The organism is Brevundimonas sp. (assembly GCF_035561115.1).
GTDB lineage: Bacteria > Pseudomonadota > Alphaproteobacteria > Caulobacterales > Caulobacteraceae > Brevundimonas.
The window spans coordinates 1-23,087 of sequence record NZ_DATMYH010000007.1 but is presented as its reverse complement, the minus strand read 5'-3'; the positions used below and the strand labels follow the sequence as shown (position 1 = coordinate 23,087).

Here is a 23,087-nt window from a genome sequence, read left to right as displayed (position 1 = left end):
GGGGCGGCGGCGCGGCGCCGACGGGCGTGTCGCTGAAGATCAGGCGGGTGATGGAGCCGCCGCGCGCCAGGGTGACGTGATCCTGACCGACGGACTGCAGGATCAGGCCGGGCTCGACCTCCTCCCCGACCCCGACCGAGACCTGGCGGCCGTCGGCCAGGCCGATGATGGCCGAGCCGCCGCCCGCGCCGCCGGCGCGGACGCCGAACAGGCGCATCTGGCTGCTGCCGGCCGCCGTGGCCTCGGCCAGGCTGCTCAGGTCGCCGGTGCGGAAGAAGGCGTCGAAACGCTGGAAGACGGTGAAATCGGGCGGGGCGGCGTCCGGCCCGGCGGTCGCGACCGCGGCGGCCTCGGCGCGCGGCTGGACGACGATCCAGACCAGCTGGCCCAGCTGGATCGCCAGGGCGAGGCCGAGCGCGATCTCGACGCCGGCGCGCACGCGGTCCGGGCGCGCCGCCACGGCGTCGCGAAGTCCGCTGCTGAAGTTGCGCATTGCGGCGATCACTCTGGCGTGCCCCACGGAGCCCCGACGGCCCGGCGGACTCCCTAGACCAATCGTCCGGGTCCGGCTTCACCGCCACATGACGGCCCGGAGAACTGTCCGTGACGGTTGATGCGCCTACGGACGAACAGCCGCAAAACAGTCGCGTAACGGCGTCGGGGAGACCGGCGGGCGGCCTCCCCTGCCCTGTTCTAGAAGCGCGCGGTCAGGCTGACCGAAGCGCTGGATCCCAGCTCGTAGTTGTTGATCAGGATCTTGTTGCCCAGTTCCTGGTACTCGTCGAAATCGGTGCCGAGCAGGTTGCGAAGTTCGAGGGCGAAGCCGAGATCGCGGCCGCCGTATTCGAAGTCCTTGCGGTACACGAAGTCGAGGAAGACGCCCGGGTCCTGGATGTAGTCGGGCTCGCGGGCGCCGGCGTTGCCCGCGCCGCGGGCGGTGATGCGCTCGCTGACGTAGTTGACGATGATCGTCGCCTGGGATCGGGCCGTATCGTCTTCCCAACCCAGTTGCAGATTGGCGACGTGCTCGGACTGGCCCTGGAGCCGGCTGCCGTCCTCGATGAAGAAGGTCGCGTCCTCGTCGGCGCCGCCGCCGCCGGGGGTGCGCACGAAGTCGCCCGCCTCGACATTCACTTCCGATTTCGACCAGGTGTAGTTGGCCTGCACCAGCCAGCGCTTGTTGGCGATGAAGGACATGCCGGCGTCGGGGAACTCGAAGAATTTCTTGGCTTCGATTTCCGCGCCATAGATGGTCGCCTGCGGCGCGTTCAGGAACGACTGCTGACGCTGGTCGCCGCTGAGAACGACGATCGACTCAACCGGCTTTTCCAGATCCTTGTAGAAGACCCCGGCCGTCAGGAACTGCTGGCGCGCGAAGAACCATTCGTACCGGGCGTCGAGGTTGAGGATTTCGGTATCGACCAGATACGGGTTGCCGGTGAACTCCCGGTCGCTCTCGGGGTCGATATAGGACTGCGGCGCGAGTTCGCGGAACTGCGGGCGTCCGATGGTCTGGGAGGCGCCGATCCGCAGTTGCTGGTCCTCCGCGAAATTCCAGGTCGCCGTGAACGAAGGCAGGTAATACTGCTCCTCGATGCTGGTCGCCGCGAACGACGGGGCTCCTCCGAAGAGATCGCGCGGCGTCACCGACAGCTGGCCGTCCTCGAAGCGGACGCCCGCGGTCGTGCGTACCAGCGGGATGATCTCGGCGTCGACCTGCACATAGGCCGCATTGACCTGAAGTTCGGCCTCATAGGCGCCGGCCCCGTTGGTCCCGGCGATCTGCCGCAGCTCGATCGTCGTCGGATTGATGTTGAAATCCGAGAAGAGGTAGTCGATCCGGGATTCCCGCTGCTCGTCGGTGAGCGAGCTCACCGCCGCCAGCTGGAGGTCGTAACGCGTGGCGTCGCGGCTGCTGTCCGTATAGGCCACGCCGGCCGTGAACACGGCTTCGCGGAGGTCCGACAGAGGCAGGGTGTAGCTGACGTCCGCGCCGCCGGAGATGACGTCCTCGTCCAGCTCGCTGAACGAGATCTGGTTGGAAGGGTTGTGGATGAACGCGCCGGCCCCGTTCACGCCATACTGGAAGCGGGACTCATAGGGCGCATCGCGCGAGGTCTTCGCATAGGCCGCGCGCCAGTCGAACTCCAGCGCACCGTCAAGGAACTCGTGCTCGCCAGCCAGCTGGCTGGAGAACAACTGGCGGACGAACCACTCGGTGTAATCATCGCGCAGGACGCCGCCGCCGACGCTGAGGTCGGGTCCGACGCTGGAACGCGCCTCCTTGGTGGTGTTGCGGACGTAGAAATTCGTCCACTTCAGCTCGTTGTTTTCATTCGTCAGGGAGAGCCCGCCGAGGAAGTTCAACTGAACGTCGTTCTGGGTGGATTCAAAGGCCTTGTTGGTGACCGGCACCAGAATGTCGCCGGAGAACTGGCCTTCCTGCTGGAAGCCCTGACGGCTGGTCCAGCTGTTGCCGTAGCCCGCCACGGCGATCAGGCCGAGGGTGCCGATGCTGCTTTCACTCGACAGGCCCCCTGCGAAGTCGAAGCCGAAATTCACCGGCGTCGTTTCACGCTGCAACAGACGCAGCGGGGCGTTGACGAGGGCATGGCCCATCGCCTGGAGCTCGGCCGTCGTGAAGTTGGCGCGGTTGATCTGCTTGCCTGCACCGAAAGCCAGGGCGATGGGACCGGGAACGTCGCGGGTGCCGTCGTCGAAGCCGGTGAAGTCGGTGCGCGACCCGTAATAGATCAGGCCTTCCTCGTTGGTCGTTTCGGTGTTGCCCCCGATCGAGGCCGACATGGTGAAGAACGGATCGTTCGGCGCGTCGATGGTCCGCAGGTCGATGACCCCGCCCCCGAACTCCCCGGGGAAGTCGGCGGAATAGGTCTTCTGGACGGTGACGCTTTCGAGGATGTTGGACGGGAAGAGGTCCAGCGGCACGACACGTTGAAGCGGTTCCGGGCTCGGCAGGGGCGAGCCGTTGAGCAGGGCCGAGGAATAGCGTTCGCCGAGACCGCGCACATAGATGAAGCGGCCTTCGACCACGGTCAGACCGGTCACCCGGGTCAGGGCCTGGGCGGCGCTGGCGTCGCCGGTGCGTTGCAGGTCCTCGGACGTGAGGAAGGCGGCGACCTCGGCGCTCTCGCGGTTCGGCTCGGGGATGTAGCGGCCCAGAACCACGACTTCGTCGAGCTGGGAGGATTCCTCGGCCTGCGGCTCGGCCTCGACGGCCGGCGTCTGGGCGACGGAGGTCTGCGGCGCGGCCTGGACCGCCGGCGTTTGAGCATAGGCCAGCCCCGGCGCGATCAGCGCGCTGGTGGCCAGAAGGACCCCGCTCAGGGTCAGGGTAACTGTCTTCATGATCTGCGCCTTGAAGGGGTTCAACGGAATACGCGAAAGCCGGAGGCGGCCCGGACGGGCCGCCTCCGCGCATCCGTCATCAGCAGGTCGCGCCGGCGGTCAGACCGCAGGTCCAGCCCTGGTACCAGGTGTCGGCGGCGTTCTGGACGGCGCCGATGTAGGTGGTGGCCTGGAAGAAGGAATGGACCGCCGGGGCGTTGGCCACCGGGACGGCGTTTTCGTTGGCGCCGTTGATGAAGGTCAGGACCTGATTGCTCAGGCTGGTTCCCGAGGCCGGGGCGGTCAGGGTCGAGGTCCCGGTCGCCGTGTTGTTCGCGCCGGCGGTGAAGGCGGCCGTCGACAGGGCGGTGTTGGCCGGGCGGTACGGCAGGGTGCAGGACATGAACACCGAGTTGAAGGTCACGCCGCTGGTGCCGGTGTCGGCGTCGTTGATGGCCATGCAGCCGGCCAGCGAACCCGAGACGCTGGTGAACACCGAGTTGATGATCGTGGCGTCCGTGCCCGTGTCGAAGTGGGCGACGGTGTGGGCGTCGGTCGTCGAGTTGCGGCCGACCAGGGTCCAGTTGGCCATCTTCGGCTGCGACACATAGCGGCTGGCCAAGGGCGTCGCGGCCGGGGCGGACGAGAACTCGAAGCCGGCGCTGCGGCTGGTCGAGCCTGCCGGGCGCTGGGTGACGATGCCGAACTGGGCGCCGCCGCGCCAGCCGGTGTCGGTGTCCATGCCGTCGTCGTCGGCGCCGGTGATGACGATGTGGCGCAGATTGACGGTGCCGCCGAAGATTTCGATGCCGTCGTCCGAGCTGTTGTGAACCTGAATGTGGTCGATCGTGGTGCCCGAGCCGACGCCGGCCATGGTCAGGCCCTGCAACTCGTTGCCCGACGAGATCTCGAAACCGGAGAACTTGATCTGGACGTAGCGCAGACGGCCCGAGTTATCGGCCGGGGTGTTGCCGCCGTAGAAGGCGCTGGTGCCTTCGACCGTGCCCGTGCAGGTCACCGGGGCGGTCAGCTGGCAGTTGGCTTGCGGCGCGCGGCCGGCCAGGACGATGCCGCCCCACTGCCCTTGCGAGCTTTCGGTGGTCGTGGATTCGACGTTCTGCCGGCTGGTGAAGACGATCGGACTGGCCGCCGTCCCTTCAGCGAACAGCTGCGAGCCGCGGTTGACCAGCAGATAGTCCGAACCGCCCGAGGCGAAGATGCGGACACCGGCCTCGATGGTCAGGATGCCCTGCGCGGAGCCGGCGATCGGCGCCGCCGGGTCGACACCCATGTCGGTGCCGACCGCGGTGCGGCCGCTGATGGAATAGATGGTGCCGGCGCGCAGCGGCACCGTCAGGGATCCGGTGATCTGTTGCGGCAGCTGGCAGACGCGCAGGGTGTTGTTGGCGATCAGACCGACATTGGAGAAGTTGGTCGGGCAATCCGCGGCCGGGGTGCCCGGGGCCGGCGGAGGCGTCGTGCCGCCGCCGCCGCCCGTGCCGCCGCCGAAATCGCCTTCTCCGGGCGATGCGACTTCGGCCGAGCCGCAAGCGGCCAGGGTCAGGGCGCTGGCCGACAGGGCGAGCAGGGTGGTCAGTCGAAAGCCGGTCATCGTTTTCACCGTGTCTGTGCAAAAGAATTTCACGACAGGGGTCGTCGGGAATTCTCTCCCCGACGCGATGACTGCACCGCCCCCTGCCCACCGCTGTGGTTAGAGGTCAGATATGACGGCGCGGACGCCGTATAGTGACGGTTCCGGGTCGCTTGCGTGAAGTTGTCTTCGCGCTTCCGTGAAAACCGATCCCGACACGGTCGAACTGTCACAGTCAGCCGTTACGGCGCGTTTGCTGCGAGGGCCTGTCGCGCATATTCGAGCCCGTTCAGGTGGGAACAACTTTCGTGACTGATCCCGGCTCCGGCCCCATCCTCATCCTGTCCTTCGCGGTTCTGGGCCTCATCGTCGGAAGTTTTCTTGGCCTGGTCAGCGTCCGGCTGCCGCTGGACGAGCCCTTCGTGAGCGGCCGCTCGCGCTGTCGACAATGCGGTCGGACCCTGGCACCGCGGGACCTCATCCCGCTCGTCAGCTACGTTGCAGCGCGCGGCCGGTGTCGCGGCTGCTCCGCCCCTGTCTCCATCCGCTATCCGCTCATGGAGATCTGCGGCGCAGCGATCGGAATCTGGGCGGCATCGAGCCAGCCGACACTGGCCGGCGCCGCCCTCACGGCGTTGCTGGGTTGGCAACTCCTGCTGATCGCCGTCATTGACGCCGAGCATCAGTGGCTGCCCGACGAGCTGACCTTGCCTCTGCTGGCTGCCGGGATCGCGTCGGCAGCCATCCTGCCGGACCTCGCGTTGCGCGACAGCCTGATCGGCGCCGCAGCGGGGTTCGCAAGTCTGTGGGGCCTTTCGCAAGCTTATCGACGTCTGCGCGGGCGCGAAGGACTGGGCGGCGGGGATCCGTGGCTGCTCGGAGCGATCGGCGCCTATGTGGGCTGGGCGGGCTTGCCCAGCGTGCTGGTCTGGGCGTCGGTCGCCGGCCTCAGTCTGGTGTTCGCCCGGCATCTGACGGGGCGAGCGGTCTCGGGATCGGACCGTCTGGCCTTCGGCGTATTCCTGTCGGCCGGCGCATGGTTGACCTGGGTCTACGGGCCGATCGGCTTCTGACCCCGGATAGTCGCCGACCCCGCCGCCGGCCAGATCACCATCGTCCGGCGCCGCCGAACCGCTCGATCCGGAACGGCGTCAGGTCGATCGCCGGATCGCGGTCCCCGGCGAGGGACGCCGTCAGCTCGGCGGTGATCGCCGCCATGGTCAGACCCAGGTGCTGATGGCCGAAGGCGTAAAGGATGCGGGGATCGCTCTCCAGCCGTCCGATGGCAGGCAGATAGTCGGGCAAGGTCGGCCGCGGTCCGACCCAGCGGTCCGGCTCGGGCGAGAAGCGAATCCCGAGATCGGACAGCCGCCGCTCAAGCACGCGCCATTTGCGCGGATCGCCGGGTGCGTCGGGCGAGCCGAACTCGACGAAGCTGGAGGCGCGCAGGCCGCTGGTGAAGCGCGACACCACCATTGACTGTTCCTCGAACACCGTCGGCGGCAGGGCCTCATCCCAGCCGTGTTCGGCGCTCTGCACCGAATAGCCGCGCTCGGCGATCACCGGAGCCTTGACGCCGAGGTCGCGCATCAGCCGCCCCGCCCAGGCCCCCGCCGCGATCAACGCGCCCTCGGCCTCGCGCACGCCGCCCTCCTCAAGCCGTGCGAGGATTCGGTTCCCGCCTGTGAGATGCGTGACCCCGGCGTGAACCACCTCGCCTCCGCCCGCCCGGAAGGCGGTCATCAGGGCGTCGCGTGCGGCCTGGGGCTCGCTGACCTGGGCGGTGCCGGAGAAGCGGATGCCCGCGACGGGGGGCCTCGCCATCACCGCGGCATAGGGAGCCAGGTCATCGCCATCCATGCGGCGGAAGGCGGCGCTGCCCGTCGCGCTCCGTTCCCAGCCGCAAAGTCCCCGCTCGGCCGCCTGCGGCGACATCCAGACCACGGCAAGGCCTTCGCGGGCGATGATGCCGGGCGCACCAGAGAGCTCCGCCAGTCTACGCCAGGCCGGCAGGGCGTGGGCGAGGATGGTCGTCAGGGCCGCCTGTCCGCTCGCATGCCGATCGGGATTCGAGGCCGCGATGAATCGAAGAGCCCAGGGCGCCCAGAGGCCGGCGTCCCTCCAGCGGAAATCCAGCGGCCCGCCGAGGCCGAACAGCCGACCTGGAAAGGTCCTCAGGCTCTCGCGCGACGCCAGCGGCGAGACCTGTTCGGCGGCGATATGGCCGATGTTTCCGAACGAGGCTGCGCGCCGGGGATCGCCCGGATCGATCAGGGTCACGGCGAAGCCGGCGGCCTGAAGCCGCAGCGCCGAAGCGGCCCCGATGAGACCGCCGCCGATCACAAGATAGGACTTCGGCTGCATCGGACTCCCGTTGCCTCGACCTGAAGATCGTATACGATAATGGCTGAAGCTGTTGGAAGCGAGGACCCGATGTCGATTTCCTGGGAGGGCGTGATCCCTGCCGCCACCACGCAGTTTGCGGCGGACTTCTCGATCGATTTCGACTCCACCGCCACGGTGCAGGACGGGCTGATCCGCGACGGCGTGCACGGCCTGATCGTCATGGGCACGGTGGGCGAGAACAACTCGCTGGACGCCGACGAGAAGCGCGCCATGCTGGCCGCGACGGTGAAGACGGTTGCGGGGCGCGTGCCCGTCATCGCCGGCGTGGCCGAGCTGGACACCCGTCGCGCGGCGGCCTTCGCCCGGGACGCCGAGGCCATCGGCGCCGACGGCCTCATGGTCCTGCCGGCCATGGTCTATGTGCCCACCCAGGCCGAGCTGGCCGCCCATTTCCGCACCGTGGCGCAGGCGACCGGCCTGCCGATCATGCTCTACAACAACCCGCCGGCCTATCGCGTCAGCATCGGCTTCGAGGCCCTGCACGCATTGTCGGACCTGCCCAATGTCGTGGCCCTGAAGGAGAGCGCGCCCGACACCCGCCGCTTCACCGACCTGCTGAACGAATTCGGCGACCGCTACGTCCTGTTCGCCGGCCTCGACGACGTCGCGCTTGAGGGCCTGATGCTGGGCGCCCGGGGCTGGGTCTCGGGCCTGACCAACGCCTTCCCGAAGGAATCGCTGGCTCTCTGGGACGCGTTCAAGCGCGGCGACATGCAGACCGCCCTGGCCATCTACCGCTGGTTCATGCCTCTGCTTCACCTCGACGCCGACCATGACCTGGTCCAGTCGATCAAGATCGCCGAACAGGTCATGGGACGCGGCCATGAGCGCGTCCGCCCCCCACGCCATCCGCTGGTGGGCGCCCGCCGGGCCGAGGTGATCGCCATGGTCGAGAAGGCCGCCGCCACGCGCCCGGTCCTGTAGCCATGGCGCGGCACGTCTTCCGCTGCATCGATGGCCACACCGCGGGCAATCCCGTGCGGCTGGTGATCGAGGGCGCGCCGGAGCTTGAAGGCGACTCCATGAGCGCCCGGCGGCAGGACTTCATGGCGCGCTACGACTGGATCCGCACCGGCCTCTGCTTCGAGCCGCGCGGCCACGACATGATGAGCGGCGGCTTCCTCTATCCTCCGACAACGGCCGGGGCCGACGTCGGCATCCTGTTCATCGAGACCAGCGGCTGTCTGCCGATGTGCGGACACGGGACCATCGGCATCGTCACCTTCGCGCTCGAGCACGGCCTGATCACCCCGCGCACGCCCGGCAAGGTCATCGCCGAGGTTCCCGCAGGCGTGATCGAACTCGACTATGTGCAGGACGGCGCGCGCGTCCGGTCCGTCCGCATCCGCAACGTCGCCTCATGGCTGGACAAGCAGGGGATCGAGATCGATGTCCCCGACTTCGGCCCGCTGACCGTCGACGTGGCCTATGGCGGCAATTTCTACGCCATCATCGAACCGCAGGGCGCCTACACAGGGCTCGATGACCTGGGAGCCGCGCGCATCCTGCAGCTGTCGCCCGTCATCCGGGCTCTGGTGCGCGAGACTTTCACCCCGGTGCATCCGCTCGATCCGACCATCCGGGGCGTCTCCCACCTGTTGTGGGCCGACAGGCCCAGGGGCGAGGGCGCGGACGGACGCAACGCCGTCTTCTACGGCGACAAGGCCATCGACCGCAGCCCGTGCGGCACCGGCACCTCGGCGCGGCTGGCCCATCTGCATGCGACCGGCCGCCTCCCGGTCGGCCAGGCCTTCGTCCACGAAAGCTATATCGGCAGCCGGTTCATTGGCCGGGTCGAGGCCGAGACCGAGGTCGGCGGCCGACCCGCCATCATCCCCTCGGTCGAGGGCTCGGCCATCGCCACCGGTCTGAACGAGATCTGGATCGACGACGAGGACGTCTTCGCCCACGGCTTCCAGGTGATCTGAGCATGGCGAAGCCCCGGCCCCTGTCCGATCAGGTCTTCGCCGAGGCGCGCGAGCGCATCCTGTCCGGACGCCTGCCCGCCGACACGCCGATCCGTCAGGACGCCCTGGCGCTGGAGCTGGGCGTCAGCAAGATTCCCCTGCGCGAGGCCCTGGCGCGGCTGGAAAGCGACGGACTGGTCGTGTCCCACCCAAACCGCGGCTTCATCGTCCGCCCCCTGTCGCGCGCCGACGCCGAGGACGTCTTCGATCTGCGCCTGCGCATCGAACCGAACGCTTGCGTGCTGGGCGCGCTGGAGGCGGATCCGGCCGCTCATGACGGCGCCCGCACGGCCTTCGCCGCCCTCGACGCCGCGCTTCGAAACGGCCTCGCCGACATCGGAAGGCGCAACCGCGAATTCCATCTCGCTCTGGTCCGGCCATCGGGCCGGAGCGTCACGATTGAGACCGTCGATCGGCTGCTGGCCCTGTCCGAGCGTTATGTGCGGGTCCATTTGGGCGAACACCGCCGGCTGGACCGCGCCAGTCATGAGCACGAAACCCTGCTGCAGGCATGGCTTGACCGTCGCCCGGAAACGGTGCGGCGCGAGGCGCGATCGCATATCCGCGCGACCCTTGTCGATCTCCGCGCCCAGTTGCCGGAGACCTGAAGTCGATCGACATTCGCCTCCCGCTGATCTTCGGGCGGCAGGCGGGAGCAGGAATTTATTCCTTTCTCTCCCTTGACCGAAGCCCGGCCCATCCCATGTCGATGTGCGCGCCGGTTGGCTTCGCGACGGTCTTTGAAAATCGAACCATGGACGTGGCGGCTTCAGCGGCGTCAGCGACAAAATTTCCGATAATCTGGCCGCGTTTGGCCGGATGGAGCGCCGCCGATCTATCTAACGTCCCGCTTCTACACGCTTTTCAATGTTGGCAGGGTTGGCGCCCCGAATTCGAAAACCGTGCCAAACCCGAGGCGCCGCAGTCTGATCAGACCCGGCCGGCGGGCCAGGCCGGAACGTCGGCGAAGGGTTCGTCGAGGCTGTGCTGCGGCCGGGTGAACCACTGCGGACCCGTGTCGGTCATGTGGAAATGGTCTTCCAGCCGCACGCCGAATTTCCCGGGAACGACGATCATCGGCTCGTTGGAGAAACACATGCCCGTCGCCAGCGGCGTCGCATCGCCCTTCACCAGATAAGGCCCCTCGTGGACGTCGAGGCCGATGCCGTGCCCCGTGCGGTGCGGCAGGCCGGGCAGGCGATACCCCGGGCCGAAGCCGTCGGCCTCCAGCGACCGCCGGGCCGCCGCGTCGACGGCCTCGCAGGCCACGCCGGGCCGTGCGGCCTCGAAGGCCGCGGCCTGGGCCCGTTTCTCGGCGTCCCAGACGGTCCGGACCTCCGACGTCGCCTCCCCGAACACATAGGTGCGGGTGATGTCCGAGCTGTAGCCGTCGATTCGCGTGCCGGTGTCGATCAGCACCACATCGCCGCGCGCCAGGGCCCGGTCGCCCTCCCCCCCGTGCGGCAGGGAGGTGTCGTCGCCAAAGGAGACGATGCAGAAGGAATTGCCAGACCCTCCCAGGGCGCGATGCTGGTCGTCGATGAAGCGGACCACCTCCGAGGCGCGCTGGCCGGCGCGGAGCTGCTCGTGGGCCCGGCGATGGACCTCGATCGTGATCGCCTTGGCGTGCCCCATCAGGGCGATCTCGGCCGGCGATTTCCGGCTCCGCAGGGGATGGATCAGCGGCGCGGCGTCGGCGAGGCGCGCGTCGTCGATCTCGGTTTTCAGACTGCGGTACATGGCCAGGGCGATGCGCTCGTCGACGGCCAGCCGTCCCTTCGTCCCGATCCGGTCGGCGACCAGACGCCAGGGGCTCTCGTCCTCCTCCCAGGTCAGGATTTCGCCGGGCAGGCTGATCAGCCCCTCGACCTTCTCCAGCTCGAAGCGCGGCGTGATGTAGTCCAGCCCGCCTGACGCATGCACCACGGCGCCCACCAGCCGCTCGGAGGCATACCAGTCGACGCCGGTGAAATAGCGCAGGCTCGATGTCGAGCCGAGCAGCACCGCCTCGACGCCCGCCGCCTCCATGCCGCCTCTCAGGCCCGCGAGGCGCGCCTGCCGCTCGGCCGCGCCGATGGGGTCCGGAACCGATTCTGAAACGCTCGCCATCGTCTGCTCCGGTCTTCACTGGATTGAGTATCGTATACGATCGTGCTCAGGTGGGTGTCGAACGGCAAGGGGGGAAGTCCTTGGTCCTGACAATTCTTCTGACCGCGCTGGGTCTGCTGGCGACCGCCTTCGTCGTGGTGCTGGGACGGGCCGCCCTGAAGCGCGGGACCGGCGCGCCAGGACCCGAGTCACTCCTCCTCGGCGCGGTCGCCAACTTCTTCGACACCTTGGGCATCGGCTCCTTCGCCCCGACCACCGCCTGGCTCCGGTTCCGCCGGATGACGCCCGACAGCTTCATTCCGGCGACCCTGAACGTGGGCCATGCCCTGCCCACCATGGTGCAGTCCGCGGTGTTCCTGGTGCTCCTGGGCGTTCACGTCGATCCGGTGCTGCTGGTGTCCTGTATCGTCGCGGCCGTCGCCGGGGCCGTGGTCGGGGCCCCGCTGATGGTCCGCGCCCCGGTGCGGGTGGTGCAGGGGGTGGTGGGGCTCGCCCTGCTGATCGCCGCGGCCCTCTACGCCATGAGCAATCTCGACCTGATGCCCATCGGCGGAACCGCCACGGCGCTGGAGCCCCGCCTGCTCGGGATCGCCGTCGCCGCCCATTTCGTCATGGGGATGCTGATGGCCTTCGGCATCGGCCTCTACGCCCCCTCCCTGATCCTGCTCAGCCTGCTGGGCCTGGACCCTCGCCTCGCCTTCCCCGTCATGGCCAGCGCCTGCGCCTTCCTGATGCCGACCACCGGCTTTCGCTACATTCATGCCGAGCGCATCGACCTGCGGATCGTGATCGGCATCGCGCTCGGCGGGATTCCGGCCGTTCTGGTCGCCGCCTTCGTGGTCAAGGAGATGCCGATCGAGCCGCTGCGCTGGGCGGTCGTGGTCGTGGTCCTTTACGCCGCGGCCCTGCTGCTGAGGGCCGCGGCAGGGAAGACCGCCCCCCAACCCCGGATCAGCTGAGCCTCACGCCATTCCACGCGGAAAAATAGTGCATAGGCAGTGAGATCATCGCCCGCAGGCGCATTATTTGACCAACCCTGTTGTGCGCTGCGGCAAAAGGTGTTTCTATGGGCGTCTCACCAGAGGCTCTCCGTGATCGCCACCACCCGTCCCTCCTCGCGCCTGAACGCTGTTTCCGCAGCGGCCCTGGCGCGTCCGGACGTCGGCCTGACGATCAACAGCATTACCATTCTCGCGGTACTTCTCGTCCTCCTTGCCGGAGCGGCGTGGACGCTTGTGACCTGACCTAATCCCACCCTCAGGATCGCCCGCAGCCACCCGCTCCCGAAAGGAAGCGGGTTTTTTGTTGCGCGCGGTCCGGATCTCACCGGAACCGACACTTCGCAATGACGCAAAATTTCACCCCGACAGACAGGCCGGCGCCGAATGCGCGCAGCCGCGCCGTGACGGCCGGTCCCAGCCGCGCCGCCGCGCGCAGCTATCTGCGCGCCGCCGGCATGCAGGACGCCGATTTCGACAAGCCGATGGTCGCGGTGGTCAACACCTGGTCCTCGGTCACCCCGTGCAACATGCACCTGGATCGGCTGGCCCGCGACGTCCGCGCCGGCATCATCGCGGCGGGCGGCTATCCGGTCGATTTCAACACCATCGTGGTCACCGACGGCATCTCGATGGGCACGCCGGGCATGAAGGCCTCGCTGATCAGCCGCGAGGTCGTCGCCGACTCGATCGAACTGGCCGTCGAGGGCCACCAGCTGGACGGCGTGATCTGCATCGTCGGCTGCGACAAGACCATCCCGGCCGCCGCCATGGCGCTGGCGCGCATGGATATCCCCGGCCTGGTCTACTACGGCGGCACCATCCTGCCGGGGAGCATCGGCCGCCGCGACGTCTCGGTGCAGGACATCTTCGAGGCCATCGGCGCCCATGCCGCCGGAGCTCTGGACGACGCCGGTCTGCAGGCGGTGGAAAGCGCCGTCTGCCCGGGCGCCGGCGCCTGCGGGGGGCAGTTCACCGCCAACACCATGGCCATGGCCCTGTCGGTCATGGGCCTGTCGCCCATGGGCGCCAACGACGTGCCCGCCGTCGACCCGGCCAAGGGCGCGGAGGGCGAGCGTTGCGGCCGCCTGATCGTCGAACGGGTCTTCGCGGGCGACACGGCCCGGAAATACATCACCCGGGCCAGTCTGAAGAACGCCGCCGTCGCGGTCTCGGCCTCGGGCGGTTCGACCAATGCGGTGATGCATCTGACCGCGATCGCGGCCGAGGCCGGCGTGGCCTTCGGGGTCGAGGACTGTCATCAGGCCTGCGTCGAGGCGCCGGTCATCTGCGATCTGAAGCCGGGCGGCCGCTTCCTGGCCAGCCACCTGTACGCCGCGGGCGGCACCCGGCTGGTGACGCGGCGACTGGCCGAGGCCGGCAAGATCGTGAACGCCCCGACGGTGTCGGGCGAAACCCTGTTCGTCGAGGCCGGCAAGGCGGAGGAAACGCCCGGCCAGCAGGTCGTGACCGACTTCGACGCCCCGGTCATGGATCGCGGCAGCTATGCGGTCATCTACGGCGACATCGCGCCCGACGGGGCCGTGATCAAGCTGACGGGCCACAGGGTCGACCGGTTCGAGGGCCCCGCCTGCGTGTTCGACAGCGAGGAGGACGCCTTCCAGGCCGTGCAGGACGGGTCGGTCGGCGAAGGCGACGTCATCGTCATCCGTTACGAAGGCCCTCGCGGCGGCCCCGGCATGCGCGAGATGCTGCAGGTCACCGCCGCCCTGAAGGGGCGCGGCGTCCACGACGTGGCCCTGATCACAGACGGCCGCTTTTCCGGCGCGAGCTACGGCTTCGTCGCCGGGCATGTGTCGCCCGAAGCGGCGGCCGGCGGCCCGATCGCTCTCATTCGCGATGGCGACCGCATCGTCATCGACGTCACCAACCGCCGGATCGACGTGGACGCCGATCTGGCGAAGCGCCGGGCGGGCTTCGCTCCCCGACCTGCCCGCCCGGCGCACGGAGTCTTCGCGAAATACCGCGCCTCGGTGGCCTCGGCCGCCCAGGGCGCCGTGACCATTCCCGATCCGCCGCCGGTCCAGCGTCCCGCTGAAACCGAAACCCGATCCGCCCGAGAGGACGCCTGACCCATGGCCATCACCATCTACACCGACGAAGACATTCGCCCCGGCGCCATCGCCGGGCAGCGCATCGCCATCATCGGCTACGGCTCGCAGGGGCGGGCCCACGCCCAGAACCTGAGGGACTCCGGCCACGACGTGGTCGCCGGCGTCCGTCACGGCGGCAAGGGCTGGCGCAACGCGACCGCCGACGGCGTCCCGACCGCCGAACCGGTCGAGGCCGTCCGCGACGCGGACATCATCGCCATCCTGACCCCGGACATGATCCAGGCCGAGGTCTATCGCGACGTCATCGAGCCCAACGCCAAACAGGGCGCGGCCATCCTGTTCGCCCACGGCTTCTCGATCATCTACGGCCGGATCACGCCGCGCGAGGACATGGACGTCATCCTGGTCGCGCCCAAGGGGCCGGGCGATCTGGTCCGCCGCGAATACCAGCGCGGGCGAGGCGTCCCCTCCCTGTTCGCCATCGAGCAGGACGCCACCGGCAAGGCGCGCGACCGGGCCATGGGCTACGCCCGGGGCAATGGCGGCGCGACCGGCGGCCTGCTGGAAACCACCTTCCGCGAGGAGACCGAGACCGACCTGTTCGGCGAACAGGCCGTCCTGTGCGGCGGGGCCAAGGAGTTGGTCATGTCGGGGTTCAACACCCTGGTCGAGGCCGGTTACCAGCCCGAGATCGCCTATTTCGAGTGCATGCACGAACTGAAGCTGATCGTGGACCTGTTCTACGAGGGCGGCGTCACGAAGATGAACGAGTTCATCTCGGAGACGGCGAAATGGGGTTCGGTCAAGTCCGGTCCGCGGATCATCACCGACGAGACTCGCGCCCGGATGAAGACCATCCTGGACGAGATCCAGTCGGGCCAGTTCGCCCGCGAATGGATCGCCGAAAACGAGGCCGGCAAGCCCCGCTACGACGCCTGGGTCCGGGCCGACAGCGAACAGCCCATCGAAGAAACCGGTGCGAGGCTGCGCGAGCGCATGGCCTGGCTGCACGCGCCCAAGTCGGAAGCCGCCTGAGCCATGAGCGCCGCCGTCGCCCTGAAGCCCACGCCGGACGCCCCGCCTCGCAGCGGGGCCCGCCTGCTCGTCTCCACCCTGGAGCGGCTGGGGGTCGAGGTCGTGTTCGGCTATCCGGGCGGCGCCATCATGCCGGTCTACGACGCCCTGGCCGGGTCGTCGCTGCGCCACATCCTGGTGCGGCACGAACAGGCCGCCGCCTTCGCCGCGGACGCCTATGCGCGGCGCAGCGGCCGCGTCGGCGTGTGTCTGGCCACCTCCGGCCCGGGCGCGACCAACCTGATCACCGGCATCGCCAATGCGATGATGGATTCCGTCCCCATCGTCTGCATCACCGGCAATGTCGCCCAGGGGGTCATGGGCACCGATGCCTTCCAGGAGATCGACATCCTGGGCGTGACCCTGCCGATCGTGAAGCATTCGATCCTGGTTCGCGATCCGGCGGACATCCCGGCGGCGGTCGAGGAGGCCTTCCACATCGCCGCCTCGGGCCGTCCCGGCCCGGTCCTGATCGATCTGCCCAAGGACGTTCAGGTCGGGCAGACGAGCGAGGACTTCGGCTTTCCCTATCCGAATACGGTCGGGACGATCGATCACGACGCCATCGCGGCGGCGGCGCGGGCCATCCGCGAGGCGCGGCGGCCGCTGATCTATGTCGGCGGCGGGGTGAAGATCGGACGGGCGACGGCGCAGGTCCGCGCCTTCGCCGACGCCACCGGCATTCCCTCGGTCTCGACCCTGAACGCGCTGGGCACGATTCCCACGGACGCTCCCGGCTTCCAGGGCATGCTGGGCATGCACGGCACCCGCGCGGCCAATGAGGCGGTGCAGGAGACCGATCTGCTGATCGTCTTCGGGGCCCGGTTCGACGACCGCGCCACCGGCAAGCTGGCCGAGTTCGCCCCGCACGCCCGGGTCATCCATTTCGACATCGACGCCTCGGAGATCGGCAAGCTGCGCGAGACCTGGATCCCGGTCGCCGGCGAACTGGCGCCCGGCGTCGAGGCCCTGACCGCAAATCTGTCGGGCCAGACCCTGACGATTGATCCGTGGATGATCCACTGCGCCAGTCGGGTCCAGCGCACCGCCTTCCGCTACGCCGACGCGCCGGGCGAAGGCGTCTTCGCCCCTGCCCTGCTGAAAGCTGTGTCGGAAGCGGCCGGCGACTCCTTCGTGGCCGCCTGCGACGTCGGCCAACACCAGATGTGGGCCGCCCAGCACTGCCGCTTCTCGCAGCCGGAGGCCCACATCACCTCGGGCGGACTGGGGGCGATGGGCTTCGGCCTGCCCGCCGGCATCGGCGCCAAGCTGGCCGATCCGGACGCCACGGTCGTGGTCATCGCCGGCGACGGCGGCTTCATGATGAACGTGCAGGAACTGGCCACCCTGCGGCGCTACGGCGTCGCGGTGAAGGTGCTGCTGCTGGACAACAGCTCCCTGGGACTGGTGCGTCAGTGGCAGGAGCTGTTCTTCGACGGCAACTATTCCGAGGTCGACCTGTCCGACAATCCGGACTTCGTGAAGGTGGCCGAGGCCTTCGGCGTCGAGGCCTTCCGAATTAGCCGGCGCGAGGAGGTCGAGGCCGGAATCGCCCGGCTGCTGGCCGCCGACGGCCCCTGCCTCGCGCACGTGATCATCGATCCCCGGGAGAACGTGTGGCCGCTGGTCCCGCCCGGAAAGAACAACGCCGAAATGATGGAAGGCGCCTGACCATGACCGCCGACACCCTGCACCTGCATATCGACCGCGCCGACGGCTCGCTCCAGCGCCTGATCGGACTCATCGAACGCCGTGGTTTCCACATCGACGGCATGACCCTGAGAGACGAGGGTCACGGCCGGCGTGTCGAACTGGCCGTGCGCGGCCGGGACGACGGACGCTGCCCGCACACCTTGGGCCGCCAGATCGACAAGCTGTTCGGTGTCACCCGCATCACCCCGTCCGCCGCCGCCTTCCATCCCGAGGTAGCGGCATGACGCGGGTCCAGACCGCCGTCGCCGCCGACCCGGACAAGGTCGTCGTCTTCGACACCACCCTGCGCGACGGGGAACAGGCGCCCGGCTTCTCCATGGGGCCGGACGACAAGGTGCGCATGGCCCAGGTGCTGGCCGCGCTGAAGGTCGATGTGGTCGAGGCCGGCTTCGCCGCCGCCTCGCCCGGCGACGAGGAAGGCGTCCGGCGCGTGGTCGGCGAGGTGGAAGGCCCCGTCTTCTGCTCGCTGGCGCGCTCGAGCGAGGCCGACATCGATGCGGCGTATCGCGCCCTGCGCGGCACGGAGGAGCGGCGCTGCCACATCTTCCTGGGGACCAGCCCGATCCATCGCTCGGCCAAGCTGAGGATGTCGAAGGCCGAGGTGCTGGCCGCCGCCGGGCGTTCGGTCGCCTACGCCCGCACCCGCTTCGAGGACGTCGAGTTCAGCCCCGAGGACGCCATCCGCACCGAGCCGGAGTTCCTCGCCGAGGTGTGTGAGGTCGCCGCCGCGGCGGGGGCCACGACGCTGAACATCCCCGACACCGTCGGCTATTCGACGCCGGGCGAGATCGGCGACATCTTCCGCACCCTGATCGCCAGCGTGCGCGCCCGCTTCCCGCATGTCGTCTTCTCGGCCCACTGCCACGACGACCTGGGCATGGCCGTCGCCAATTCACTGGCGGCCGTCGAGGCCGGGGCGCGTCAGGTCGAGGGCGCGATCAACGGCATCGGCGAGCGGGCCGGCAACGCCTCGATCGAGGAGATGGTCATGGCCATCCGCACCCGGTCGGACCGCTATGGCCTGCACACCGGCGTGGACGCTGTCCATCTGGTGCGGGCCAGCCGGCTGCTGAGCGAGATCACCCACACCCCGGTGGTGCGCAACAAGGCCATCGTCGGCCTGAACGCCTTCGCCCACGAGGCCGGCATCCACCAGCACGGCATGATGGCCGACCCGTCGACCTACGAGATCATGCGCCCGCAGGACGTGGGTTTCGAGGGGACCTGGTTCGTACTGGGCAAGCATTCGGGCCGCCACGCCGTCGCCAAACGCGCCGAGGCCCTCGGCCAGCCCGTGAGCGGTCCGCACCTGGCCGCCGCCTTCGCCGGTTTCAAAACCCGCGCCGACCAGATCGGCGAGATCAACGATCACGAACTGCTGGCGATCATCGAGGCCGCACGCCCCGCCGCCGCCGTCCAAAAGGAGTATGCCTATGCGGCCGCTGGCTGAACATATCTGGGTCAACGGCGAACTGACGCCCTGGGCCGACGCGAAAATCCATGTGATGAGCCACGCGCTCCACTACGGCACCTCGGTGTTCGAGGGCATTCGCGTCTACGACACGCCGAAGGGCCCCTGCGGATTCCGCCTGACGGACCATGTGCGCCGCCTGTTCGACAGCGCCCGCATGTACCATTTCGTTCTTCCGTATACGGAGGATGAGTTGGTCGAGGCCTGCCGCGCCGTGGTGCGTTCCACCGGATTGCGGTCGGCCTACATCCGCCCCATCGCCTTCCTCGGCCAGTGCGGCATGGGGGTGACGCCGGCGCCGGAGAACATGAACGTGGACGTGGCCATCGCCGCCTTCCCGTGGGGCGCCTACCTCGGCGAGGAGGCGCTGGAGAAGGGCGTCGACGCCTGCGTCGCCAGCTGGTCGCGGATCGCGCCGAACACCGTGCCGTCCGGGGCCAAGGCCGGCGGCAACTACCTGTCGTCCTATCTGATCGGCCGCGAGGCCCGGGTCGGCGGCTTCGGCGAGGGCATCGCCCTCGGCACCGACGGCCGCCTGTCCGAGGGGGCGGGCGAGAACCTGTTCATCGTCAAGGACGGCGCGATCGTCACCCCGCCCGCCGCCGCCTCCATCCTGATGGGCATCACCCGCGACAGCGTCATGAAGCTGGCCCGGGGTCTGGGCTACGAGACCCGCGAGCAGATCCTGCCCCGCGAGGCCCTGTACGTCGCCGACGAGATATTCATGACCGGCACGGCGGCCGAGATCACCCCGGTGCGTTCGGTCGACGGCATCCCGACCCGCGCCGCCGGTCCGGGGCCGGTGACCCGGGCCGTCAACGCCGCCTTCCGCGGCCTGTTCGACGGCGGGACGCCCGACCGCTTCGGCTGGCTGGAGCCGATCGCGGCCCCCGCCCCGTCGGTCGTCCGCGCGGAGCCGGAATATGCCTGAGACCCTGTTCGACAAGGTCTGGAGCCGGCACGTGGTGGCGGCGGAGACGCCGGACACGCCGGCGGTGCTCCATGTCGACCTGCATCTGGTGCATGAGGTCACCAGCCCGCAGGCCTTCGCGGAGATCGAAAGCCGGGGACTGAGGGTCCGCCGTCCGGACCGGACCTTCGCCACCCTGGATCACTCCACCCCGACCCTGCCCGCCGACGCGGCCGGCGAACGCCCCTATTACACGCCGGCCTCGAAGGCCCAGGTCGAGGCGCTCGAGGCGAACTGCGCGCGCCACGGCGTGTCGCTGGCCGGCTGGGACAGCGAGGATCGCGGCGTGGTGCATGTGATGGGTCCCGAGCTGGGCCTCACCCGGCCCGGCATGACCATCGTCTGCGGCGATAGCCACACGGCCACCCACGGCGCGTTCGGGGCCCTGGCCTTCGGCATCGGCACCACCGAGGTCGCCCATGTGCTGGCGACCCAGTGCCTGCTTCAGCGCAAGCCAAGAGCGATGCGGGTCACGGTTTCAGGACAGCTGCGGCCCGGCGTCTCGGGCAAGGACGTGGCCCTGGCGATCATCGCCCGGCTGGGCTTCGGCGGCGGCTCCGGCTTCGTCATCGAATACGCCGGCGAGGCCATCCGGTCGCTCGACATGGAAGGGCGGATGACCGTCTGCAACATGTCCATCGAGGCCGGCGCCCGGGCCGGCATGATCGCGCCGGACGAGACCACCGTCGCCTGGCTGAAGGGGCGCAGGCACGCGCCGAAGGGCGAGGCGTTCGACCGCGCCGCCGCGGACTGGCTGTCGCTGCGTTCGGACCCCGGCGCGACGTTCGACGCCGAGGTGGAGATCGACGGCCCGGCCATCCGGCCCATGGCTACCTGGGGCACCACGCCCGACGCCGCTTCGGCCATCGGCGACCCGGTTCCCGCGCCGCGCGACGCCTCGGGCGAGAAAGCCTTGGCCTATATGGGTTTCGCCGCCGGCGAGGCGACCACCGGTCACGCCGTCGACGTCGTCTTCGTCGGCAGCTGCACCAATGGCCGCCTGCCCGATCTGCGCGCGGCGGCCGAGGTGCTGCGCGGCCGCAAGGTGAAGCCCGGCCTGCGCATGCTGGTCGTGCCCGGTTCCGAGGCCGTGCGCCGCGACGCCGAGGCCGAGGGGCTGGACCGGGTGTTCATCGAGGCGGGGGCCGAGTGGCGCATCCCGGGCTGCTCGATGTGCCTGGCCATGAACGGCGACATGGTCGCGCCGGGCCAGCTCGCGGTCTCGACGTCCAACCGCAATTTCGAGGGCCGGCAGGGGCCAGGCTCCCGGACCATCCTGGCCAGTCCGGCGACGGCGGCGGCGACGGCGGTGATGGGCGTCCTGACCGACCCCCGCGTGTTCCTCGAGGAGACGGCCGATGTCTGAGCCCTTCCGCGCCCTGACGTCGAAGGCCGTGGTCCTGTCGCAGTCGAACATCGACACGGATCAGATCATTCCCGGCCGGTTCCTTTCCACCACGACGCGGGAGGGCCTGGGGGCCCACGCCTTCCATGACTGGCGCTACGAGGCCGACGGATCGCCGAAACCCGAGGCGGTGCTGAACCGCATCGATCCGGCCGAACATCGCATCCTGCTGGCGGGGGCCAATTTCGCCTGCGGCTCGTCCCGGGAACACGCGCCGTGGGCGTTGCTGGACTACGGCTTCCGGGCCGTGGTCTCGACCGGCATCGCCGACATCTTCACCTCCAACGCCCTCAAGAACGGGCTGCTGCCGGTGGTGGTCGACCAGGCCGCCTGGGACGATCTGGCGGCCCATCCCGATCAGCCCGTCACCATCGACCTGGAGGCCTCGACCATCCGGCGCGGCAACGCCGCCCCGGTCGCCTTCACGGTCGAGCGGTTCGCCCGTCAGTGCCTGCTGGACGGGGTCGACACCCTCGGCTGGCTGCAGGCCCGCCTTCCCGCCATCGAAGCCTTTGAACGCCAGAAAGAAGCCCTGTGATGCCCGCAGACAAGACCTATGACATCGTCGTCCTGCCGGGCGACGGCGTCGGCCCCGAAGTCACCCGGGCGGCCCAGGCCGTCCTGACCGTCATCGGCGACTTCTTCGGCCAGCGTTTCCGCTTCCACGAACACCTGATCGGCGGCGCCGCCATCGACGCGACCGGCGATCCCCTGCCGCCAGAGACGGTCAGCGCCTGTCAGGCCGCCGACGCCGTGCTGCTGGGCGCGGTCGGCGGGCCGAAGTGGGACGGCGGCAAGCGCCGGCCGGAGGAAGGCCTGCTCGGCCTGCGCAAGGCCCTGGGTCTGTACGCCAATCTGCGGCCGCTGCAGGTCTCGCCGGTGCTGGCGCACCGGTCGCCCCTGAAGCGCGAGATCGTCGAGGGCGTCGACCTGATCGTGTTCCGGGAACTGACCGGCGGCATCTATTTCGGGGAGAAGACGCGCACCGACGACCGGGCCACGGACCTGTGCGTCTACACCACGCCCGAGATCGAACGCATCGCCCGCGCGGCCTTCAAGACCGCCCAGCAGCGGCGCGGCAAGGTGACCTCGGTCGACAAGGCCAATGTCATGGAGACCAGCCGCCTGTGGCGCGAGGTGGTGACCCGTGTTCACGCCGAGGAGTTTCCGCGCATCGAGCTGGAGCACGCCTTGGTCGACTCCATGGCCATGCATCTGATCCGCAAGCCGCGCGAGTACGACGTCATCCTGACCGAGAACATGTTTGGCGACATCCTGTCGGACGAGATCTCGGTTCTGGGCGGCTCCATCGGCCTGCTGCCCTCGGCGTCGCTGGGCTCGGGCGGTCCCGGCCTGTTCGAGCCGATCCACGGCTCCGCCCCGGACATCGCCGGTCAGGACAAGGCCAATCCGGTGGGCACCATCCTGTCCGCCGCCCTGCTGCTGCGCCACAGCCTGGGACTGGAGGACGAGGCCGCCTCGATCGAGGCCGCCGTCGCGGCCGTCCTGTCCGCCGGGGCGGTCACCGCCGATCTCGGCGGGACCCTGGGCACCCGCGAGGCGACCAACGCCGTCATCGACGGCATCCGGGCGATCCACTGGGCCGCCGCCCATCGGGTCCAGATGCACTGGGCGTGACCGGTGAAACCGTGCCTGGAAAGACGCAGCAATCGCCCACAAGCGCAATTTCATGCCTTCCAGCTTGACGACCCCGCCGTGTTTCCGTCAGCCTGACACCCGAACCCGAACCGAGCAGGTCCCGTGAACCGACCCGACGCCCGCACCGCCTTCGCCACCACCGCCTCGAGCGGCGGCGCGGCCCTGCGCGCGATCATTGGTACCGGCATGACCACCACCACCACGCCTCCGGCGGGGACAGGTTAGCGCGCACCGAAGCTCAGGAACGCACAGACCCAGCCCCGCCCGGAAATCTCCGGGCGGGGTTTTTCTTTTCCTCCTCCCC

21 protein-coding genes are annotated in these 23,087 nt (G+C 69.1%); 16 read left to right on the top strand and 5 right to left on the bottom strand.

Features of this window, described 5'->3' with window-relative positions; genetic code table 11:
* The 3 genes from VN378_RS00845 to VN378_RS00835 all read right to left on the bottom strand — a co-directional run.
* Positions 1-493: type II secretion system protein N (locus tag VN378_RS00845; protein ID WP_325740059.1), on the bottom strand; the 493-nt coding region annotated here is incomplete at its 3' end.
* 200 nt (positions 494-693) lie between these two features.
* Positions 694-3,366, bottom strand: a complete 2,673-nt coding sequence (locus VN378_RS00840; protein ID WP_325740057.1) for a TonB-dependent receptor domain-containing protein — start codon at positions 3,364-3,366, stop codon at positions 694-696.
* 79 nt (positions 3,367-3,445) lie between these two features.
* Positions 3,446-4,957, bottom strand: a complete 1,512-nt coding sequence (locus VN378_RS00835; protein WP_325740055.1) for a hypothetical protein — start codon at positions 4,955-4,957, stop codon at positions 3,446-3,448.
* Between the two features lie 287 nt (positions 4,958-5,244).
* Here VN378_RS00835 and VN378_RS00830 point away from each other — a divergent pair, with 287 nt between their 5' ends.
* Positions 5,245-6,009 (top strand): A24 family peptidase, encoded by a 765-nt coding sequence (locus VN378_RS00830; RefSeq protein WP_325740053.1) that lies wholly within the window; start codon positions 5,245-5,247, stop codon positions 6,007-6,009.
* Positions 6,010-6,043: 34 nt separating this feature from the next.
* On the opposite strand, the gene VN378_RS00825 is transcribed toward VN378_RS00830, so the two are convergent.
* Positions 6,044-7,300 carry an FAD-binding oxidoreductase gene (locus VN378_RS00825; protein WP_325740051.1) on the bottom strand — a complete coding sequence of 419 codons (1,257 nt, stop codon included), beginning with the start codon at positions 7,298-7,300 and terminating at the stop codon, positions 6,044-6,046.
* Between the two features lie 69 nt (positions 7,301-7,369).
* Between VN378_RS00825 and VN378_RS00820 the strand changes: the two genes are divergently transcribed.
* Genes VN378_RS00820 through VN378_RS00810 form a run of 3 tightly spaced genes read left to right on the top strand, consistent with a single transcriptional unit; the run spans position 7,370 to position 9,917 of the window.
* Positions 7,370-8,266, top strand: coding sequence for a dihydrodipicolinate synthase family protein (locus VN378_RS00820; RefSeq protein WP_325740049.1), 897 nt, complete (start codon positions 7,370-7,372; stop codon positions 8,264-8,266).
* 2 nt (positions 8,267-8,268) lie between these two features.
* Complete coding sequence (locus VN378_RS00815; RefSeq protein WP_325740047.1) at positions 8,269-9,270, top strand: 4-hydroxyproline epimerase; 1,002 nt, start codon at positions 8,269-8,271, stop codon at positions 9,268-9,270.
* 2 nt (positions 9,271-9,272) lie between these two features.
* Positions 9,273-9,917: a GntR family transcriptional regulator gene (locus tag VN378_RS00810; protein ID WP_325740045.1), complete on the top strand. Its 645-nt coding sequence runs from the start codon at positions 9,273-9,275 to the stop codon at positions 9,915-9,917.
* Positions 9,918-10,239: 322 nt separating this feature from the next.
* Here VN378_RS00810 and VN378_RS00805 read toward each other — a convergent pair whose 3' ends face one another.
* Positions 10,240-11,418 (bottom strand): Xaa-Pro peptidase family protein, encoded by a 1,179-nt coding sequence (locus VN378_RS00805; protein WP_325740043.1) that lies wholly within the window; start codon positions 11,416-11,418, stop codon positions 10,240-10,242.
* A gap of 80 nt (positions 11,419-11,498) precedes the next feature.
* On the opposite strand from VN378_RS00805, the gene VN378_RS00800 reads away from it, so the two are divergent.
* From VN378_RS00800 to VN378_RS00745, 12 genes are all read left to right on the top strand, one after another.
* A complete protein-coding gene (locus VN378_RS00800; RefSeq protein WP_325740040.1) occupies positions 11,499-12,377 on the top strand; it encodes a TSUP family transporter in 879 nt (292 codons plus the stop codon).
* A gap of 132 nt (positions 12,378-12,509) precedes the next feature.
* Entirely contained in the window at positions 12,510-12,662 is a 153-nt protein-coding gene (locus tag VN378_RS00795; RefSeq protein ID WP_325740038.1) for a hypothetical protein, read from the top strand.
* A gap of 101 nt (positions 12,663-12,763) precedes the next feature.
* A complete protein-coding gene (locus VN378_RS00790) occupies positions 12,764-14,509 on the top strand; it encodes a dihydroxy-acid dehydratase (RefSeq protein ID WP_325740036.1) in 1,746 nt (581 codons plus the stop codon).
* A gap of 3 nt (positions 14,510-14,512) precedes the next feature.
* Positions 14,513-15,526, top strand: coding sequence for a ketol-acid reductoisomerase (gene ilvC / locus VN378_RS00785; RefSeq protein ID WP_325740034.1), 1,014 nt, complete (start codon positions 14,513-14,515; stop codon positions 15,524-15,526).
* A gap of 3 nt (positions 15,527-15,529) precedes the next feature.
* Positions 15,530-17,236 (top strand): acetolactate synthase 2 catalytic subunit, encoded by a 1,707-nt coding sequence (ilvG, locus tag VN378_RS00780; RefSeq protein ID WP_325740032.1) that lies wholly within the window; start codon positions 15,530-15,532, stop codon positions 17,234-17,236.
* A gap of 2 nt (positions 17,237-17,238) precedes the next feature.
* The gene (locus VN378_RS00775; protein WP_325740030.1) at positions 17,239-17,502 is read left to right on the top strand and encodes an ACT domain-containing protein; all 264 of its coding nucleotides are present in this window, start codon (positions 17,239-17,241) and stop codon (positions 17,500-17,502) included.
* A complete protein-coding gene (locus tag VN378_RS00770) occupies positions 17,499-18,728 on the top strand; it encodes a 2-isopropylmalate synthase (protein ID WP_325740028.1) in 1,230 nt (409 codons plus the stop codon). The genes VN378_RS00775 and VN378_RS00770 overlap by 4 nt, the downstream gene beginning before the upstream one ends.
* Positions 18,712-19,680 carry a branched-chain amino acid transaminase gene (locus VN378_RS00765; RefSeq protein ID WP_325740026.1) on the top strand — a complete coding sequence of 323 codons (969 nt, stop codon included), beginning with the start codon at positions 18,712-18,714 and terminating at the stop codon, positions 19,678-19,680. The genes VN378_RS00770 and VN378_RS00765 overlap by 17 nt, the downstream gene beginning before the upstream one ends.
* Positions 19,673-21,085, top strand: coding sequence for a 3-isopropylmalate dehydratase large subunit (leuC, locus tag VN378_RS00760; RefSeq protein WP_325740024.1), 1,413 nt, complete (start codon positions 19,673-19,675; stop codon positions 21,083-21,085). Before VN378_RS00765 ends, leuC begins: the two co-directional genes overlap by 8 nt.
* Positions 21,078-21,662, top strand: a complete 585-nt coding sequence (leuD, locus tag VN378_RS00755) for a 3-isopropylmalate dehydratase small subunit (protein ID WP_325740022.1) — start codon at positions 21,078-21,080, stop codon at positions 21,660-21,662. Before leuC ends, leuD begins: the two co-directional genes overlap by 8 nt.
* Positions 21,662-22,762: a 3-isopropylmalate dehydrogenase gene (leuB, locus tag VN378_RS00750; RefSeq protein ID WP_325740019.1), complete on the top strand. Its 1,101-nt coding sequence runs from the start codon at positions 21,662-21,664 to the stop codon at positions 22,760-22,762. The genes leuD and leuB overlap by 1 nt, the downstream gene beginning before the upstream one ends.
* Positions 22,763-22,885: 123 nt before the next feature.
* Positions 22,886-23,008 (top strand): hypothetical protein, encoded by a 123-nt coding sequence (locus tag VN378_RS00745; RefSeq protein ID WP_325740017.1) that lies wholly within the window; start codon positions 22,886-22,888, stop codon positions 23,006-23,008.
* The last annotated feature ends 79 nt before the right edge of the window (positions 23,009-23,087 follow it).

Bases quoted from the DNA above. Each gene is read 5' to 3' on its own strand.
- VN378_RS00840 (WP_325740057.1), bottom strand. From the start codon at position 3,366: ATGAAGACAGTTACCCTGACCCTGAGCGGGGTCCTTCTGGCCACCAGC.
- VN378_RS00835 (WP_325740055.1), bottom strand. From the start codon at position 4,957: ATGACCGGCTTTCGACTGACCACCCTGCTCGCCCTGTCGGCCAGCGCC.
- VN378_RS00825 (WP_325740051.1), bottom strand. From the start codon at position 7,300: ATGCAGCCGAAGTCCTATCTTGTGATCGGCGGCGGTCTCATCGGGGCC.
- VN378_RS00820 (WP_325740049.1), top strand. From the start codon at position 7,370: ATGTCGATTTCCTGGGAGGGCGTGATCCCTGCCGCCACCACGCAGTTT.
- VN378_RS00815 (WP_325740047.1), top strand. From the start codon at position 8,269: ATGGCGCGGCACGTCTTCCGCTGCATCGATGGCCACACCGCGGGCAAT.
- VN378_RS00810 (WP_325740045.1), top strand. From the start codon at position 9,273: ATGGCGAAGCCCCGGCCCCTGTCCGATCAGGTCTTCGCCGAGGCGCGC.
- VN378_RS00805 (WP_325740043.1), bottom strand. From the start codon at position 11,418: ATGGCGAGCGTTTCAGAATCGGTTCCGGACCCCATCGGCGCGGCCGAG.
- VN378_RS00790 (WP_325740036.1), top strand. From the start codon at position 12,764: ATGACGCAAAATTTCACCCCGACAGACAGGCCGGCGCCGAATGCGCGC.
- ilvC (WP_325740034.1), top strand. From the start codon at position 14,513: ATGGCCATCACCATCTACACCGACGAAGACATTCGCCCCGGCGCCATC.
- ilvG (WP_325740032.1), top strand. From the start codon at position 15,530: ATGAGCGCCGCCGTCGCCCTGAAGCCCACGCCGGACGCCCCGCCTCGC.
- VN378_RS00775 (WP_325740030.1), top strand. From the start codon at position 17,239: ATGACCGCCGACACCCTGCACCTGCATATCGACCGCGCCGACGGCTCG.
- VN378_RS00770 (WP_325740028.1), top strand. From the start codon at position 17,499: ATGACGCGGGTCCAGACCGCCGTCGCCGCCGACCCGGACAAGGTCGTC.
- VN378_RS00765 (WP_325740026.1), top strand. From the start codon at position 18,712: ATGCGGCCGCTGGCTGAACATATCTGGGTCAACGGCGAACTGACGCCC.
- leuC (WP_325740024.1), top strand. From the start codon at position 19,673: ATGCCTGAGACCCTGTTCGACAAGGTCTGGAGCCGGCACGTGGTGGCG.
- leuD (WP_325740022.1), top strand. From the start codon at position 21,078: ATGTCTGAGCCCTTCCGCGCCCTGACGTCGAAGGCCGTGGTCCTGTCG.
- leuB (WP_325740019.1), top strand. From the start codon at position 21,662: ATGCCCGCAGACAAGACCTATGACATCGTCGTCCTGCCGGGCGACGGC.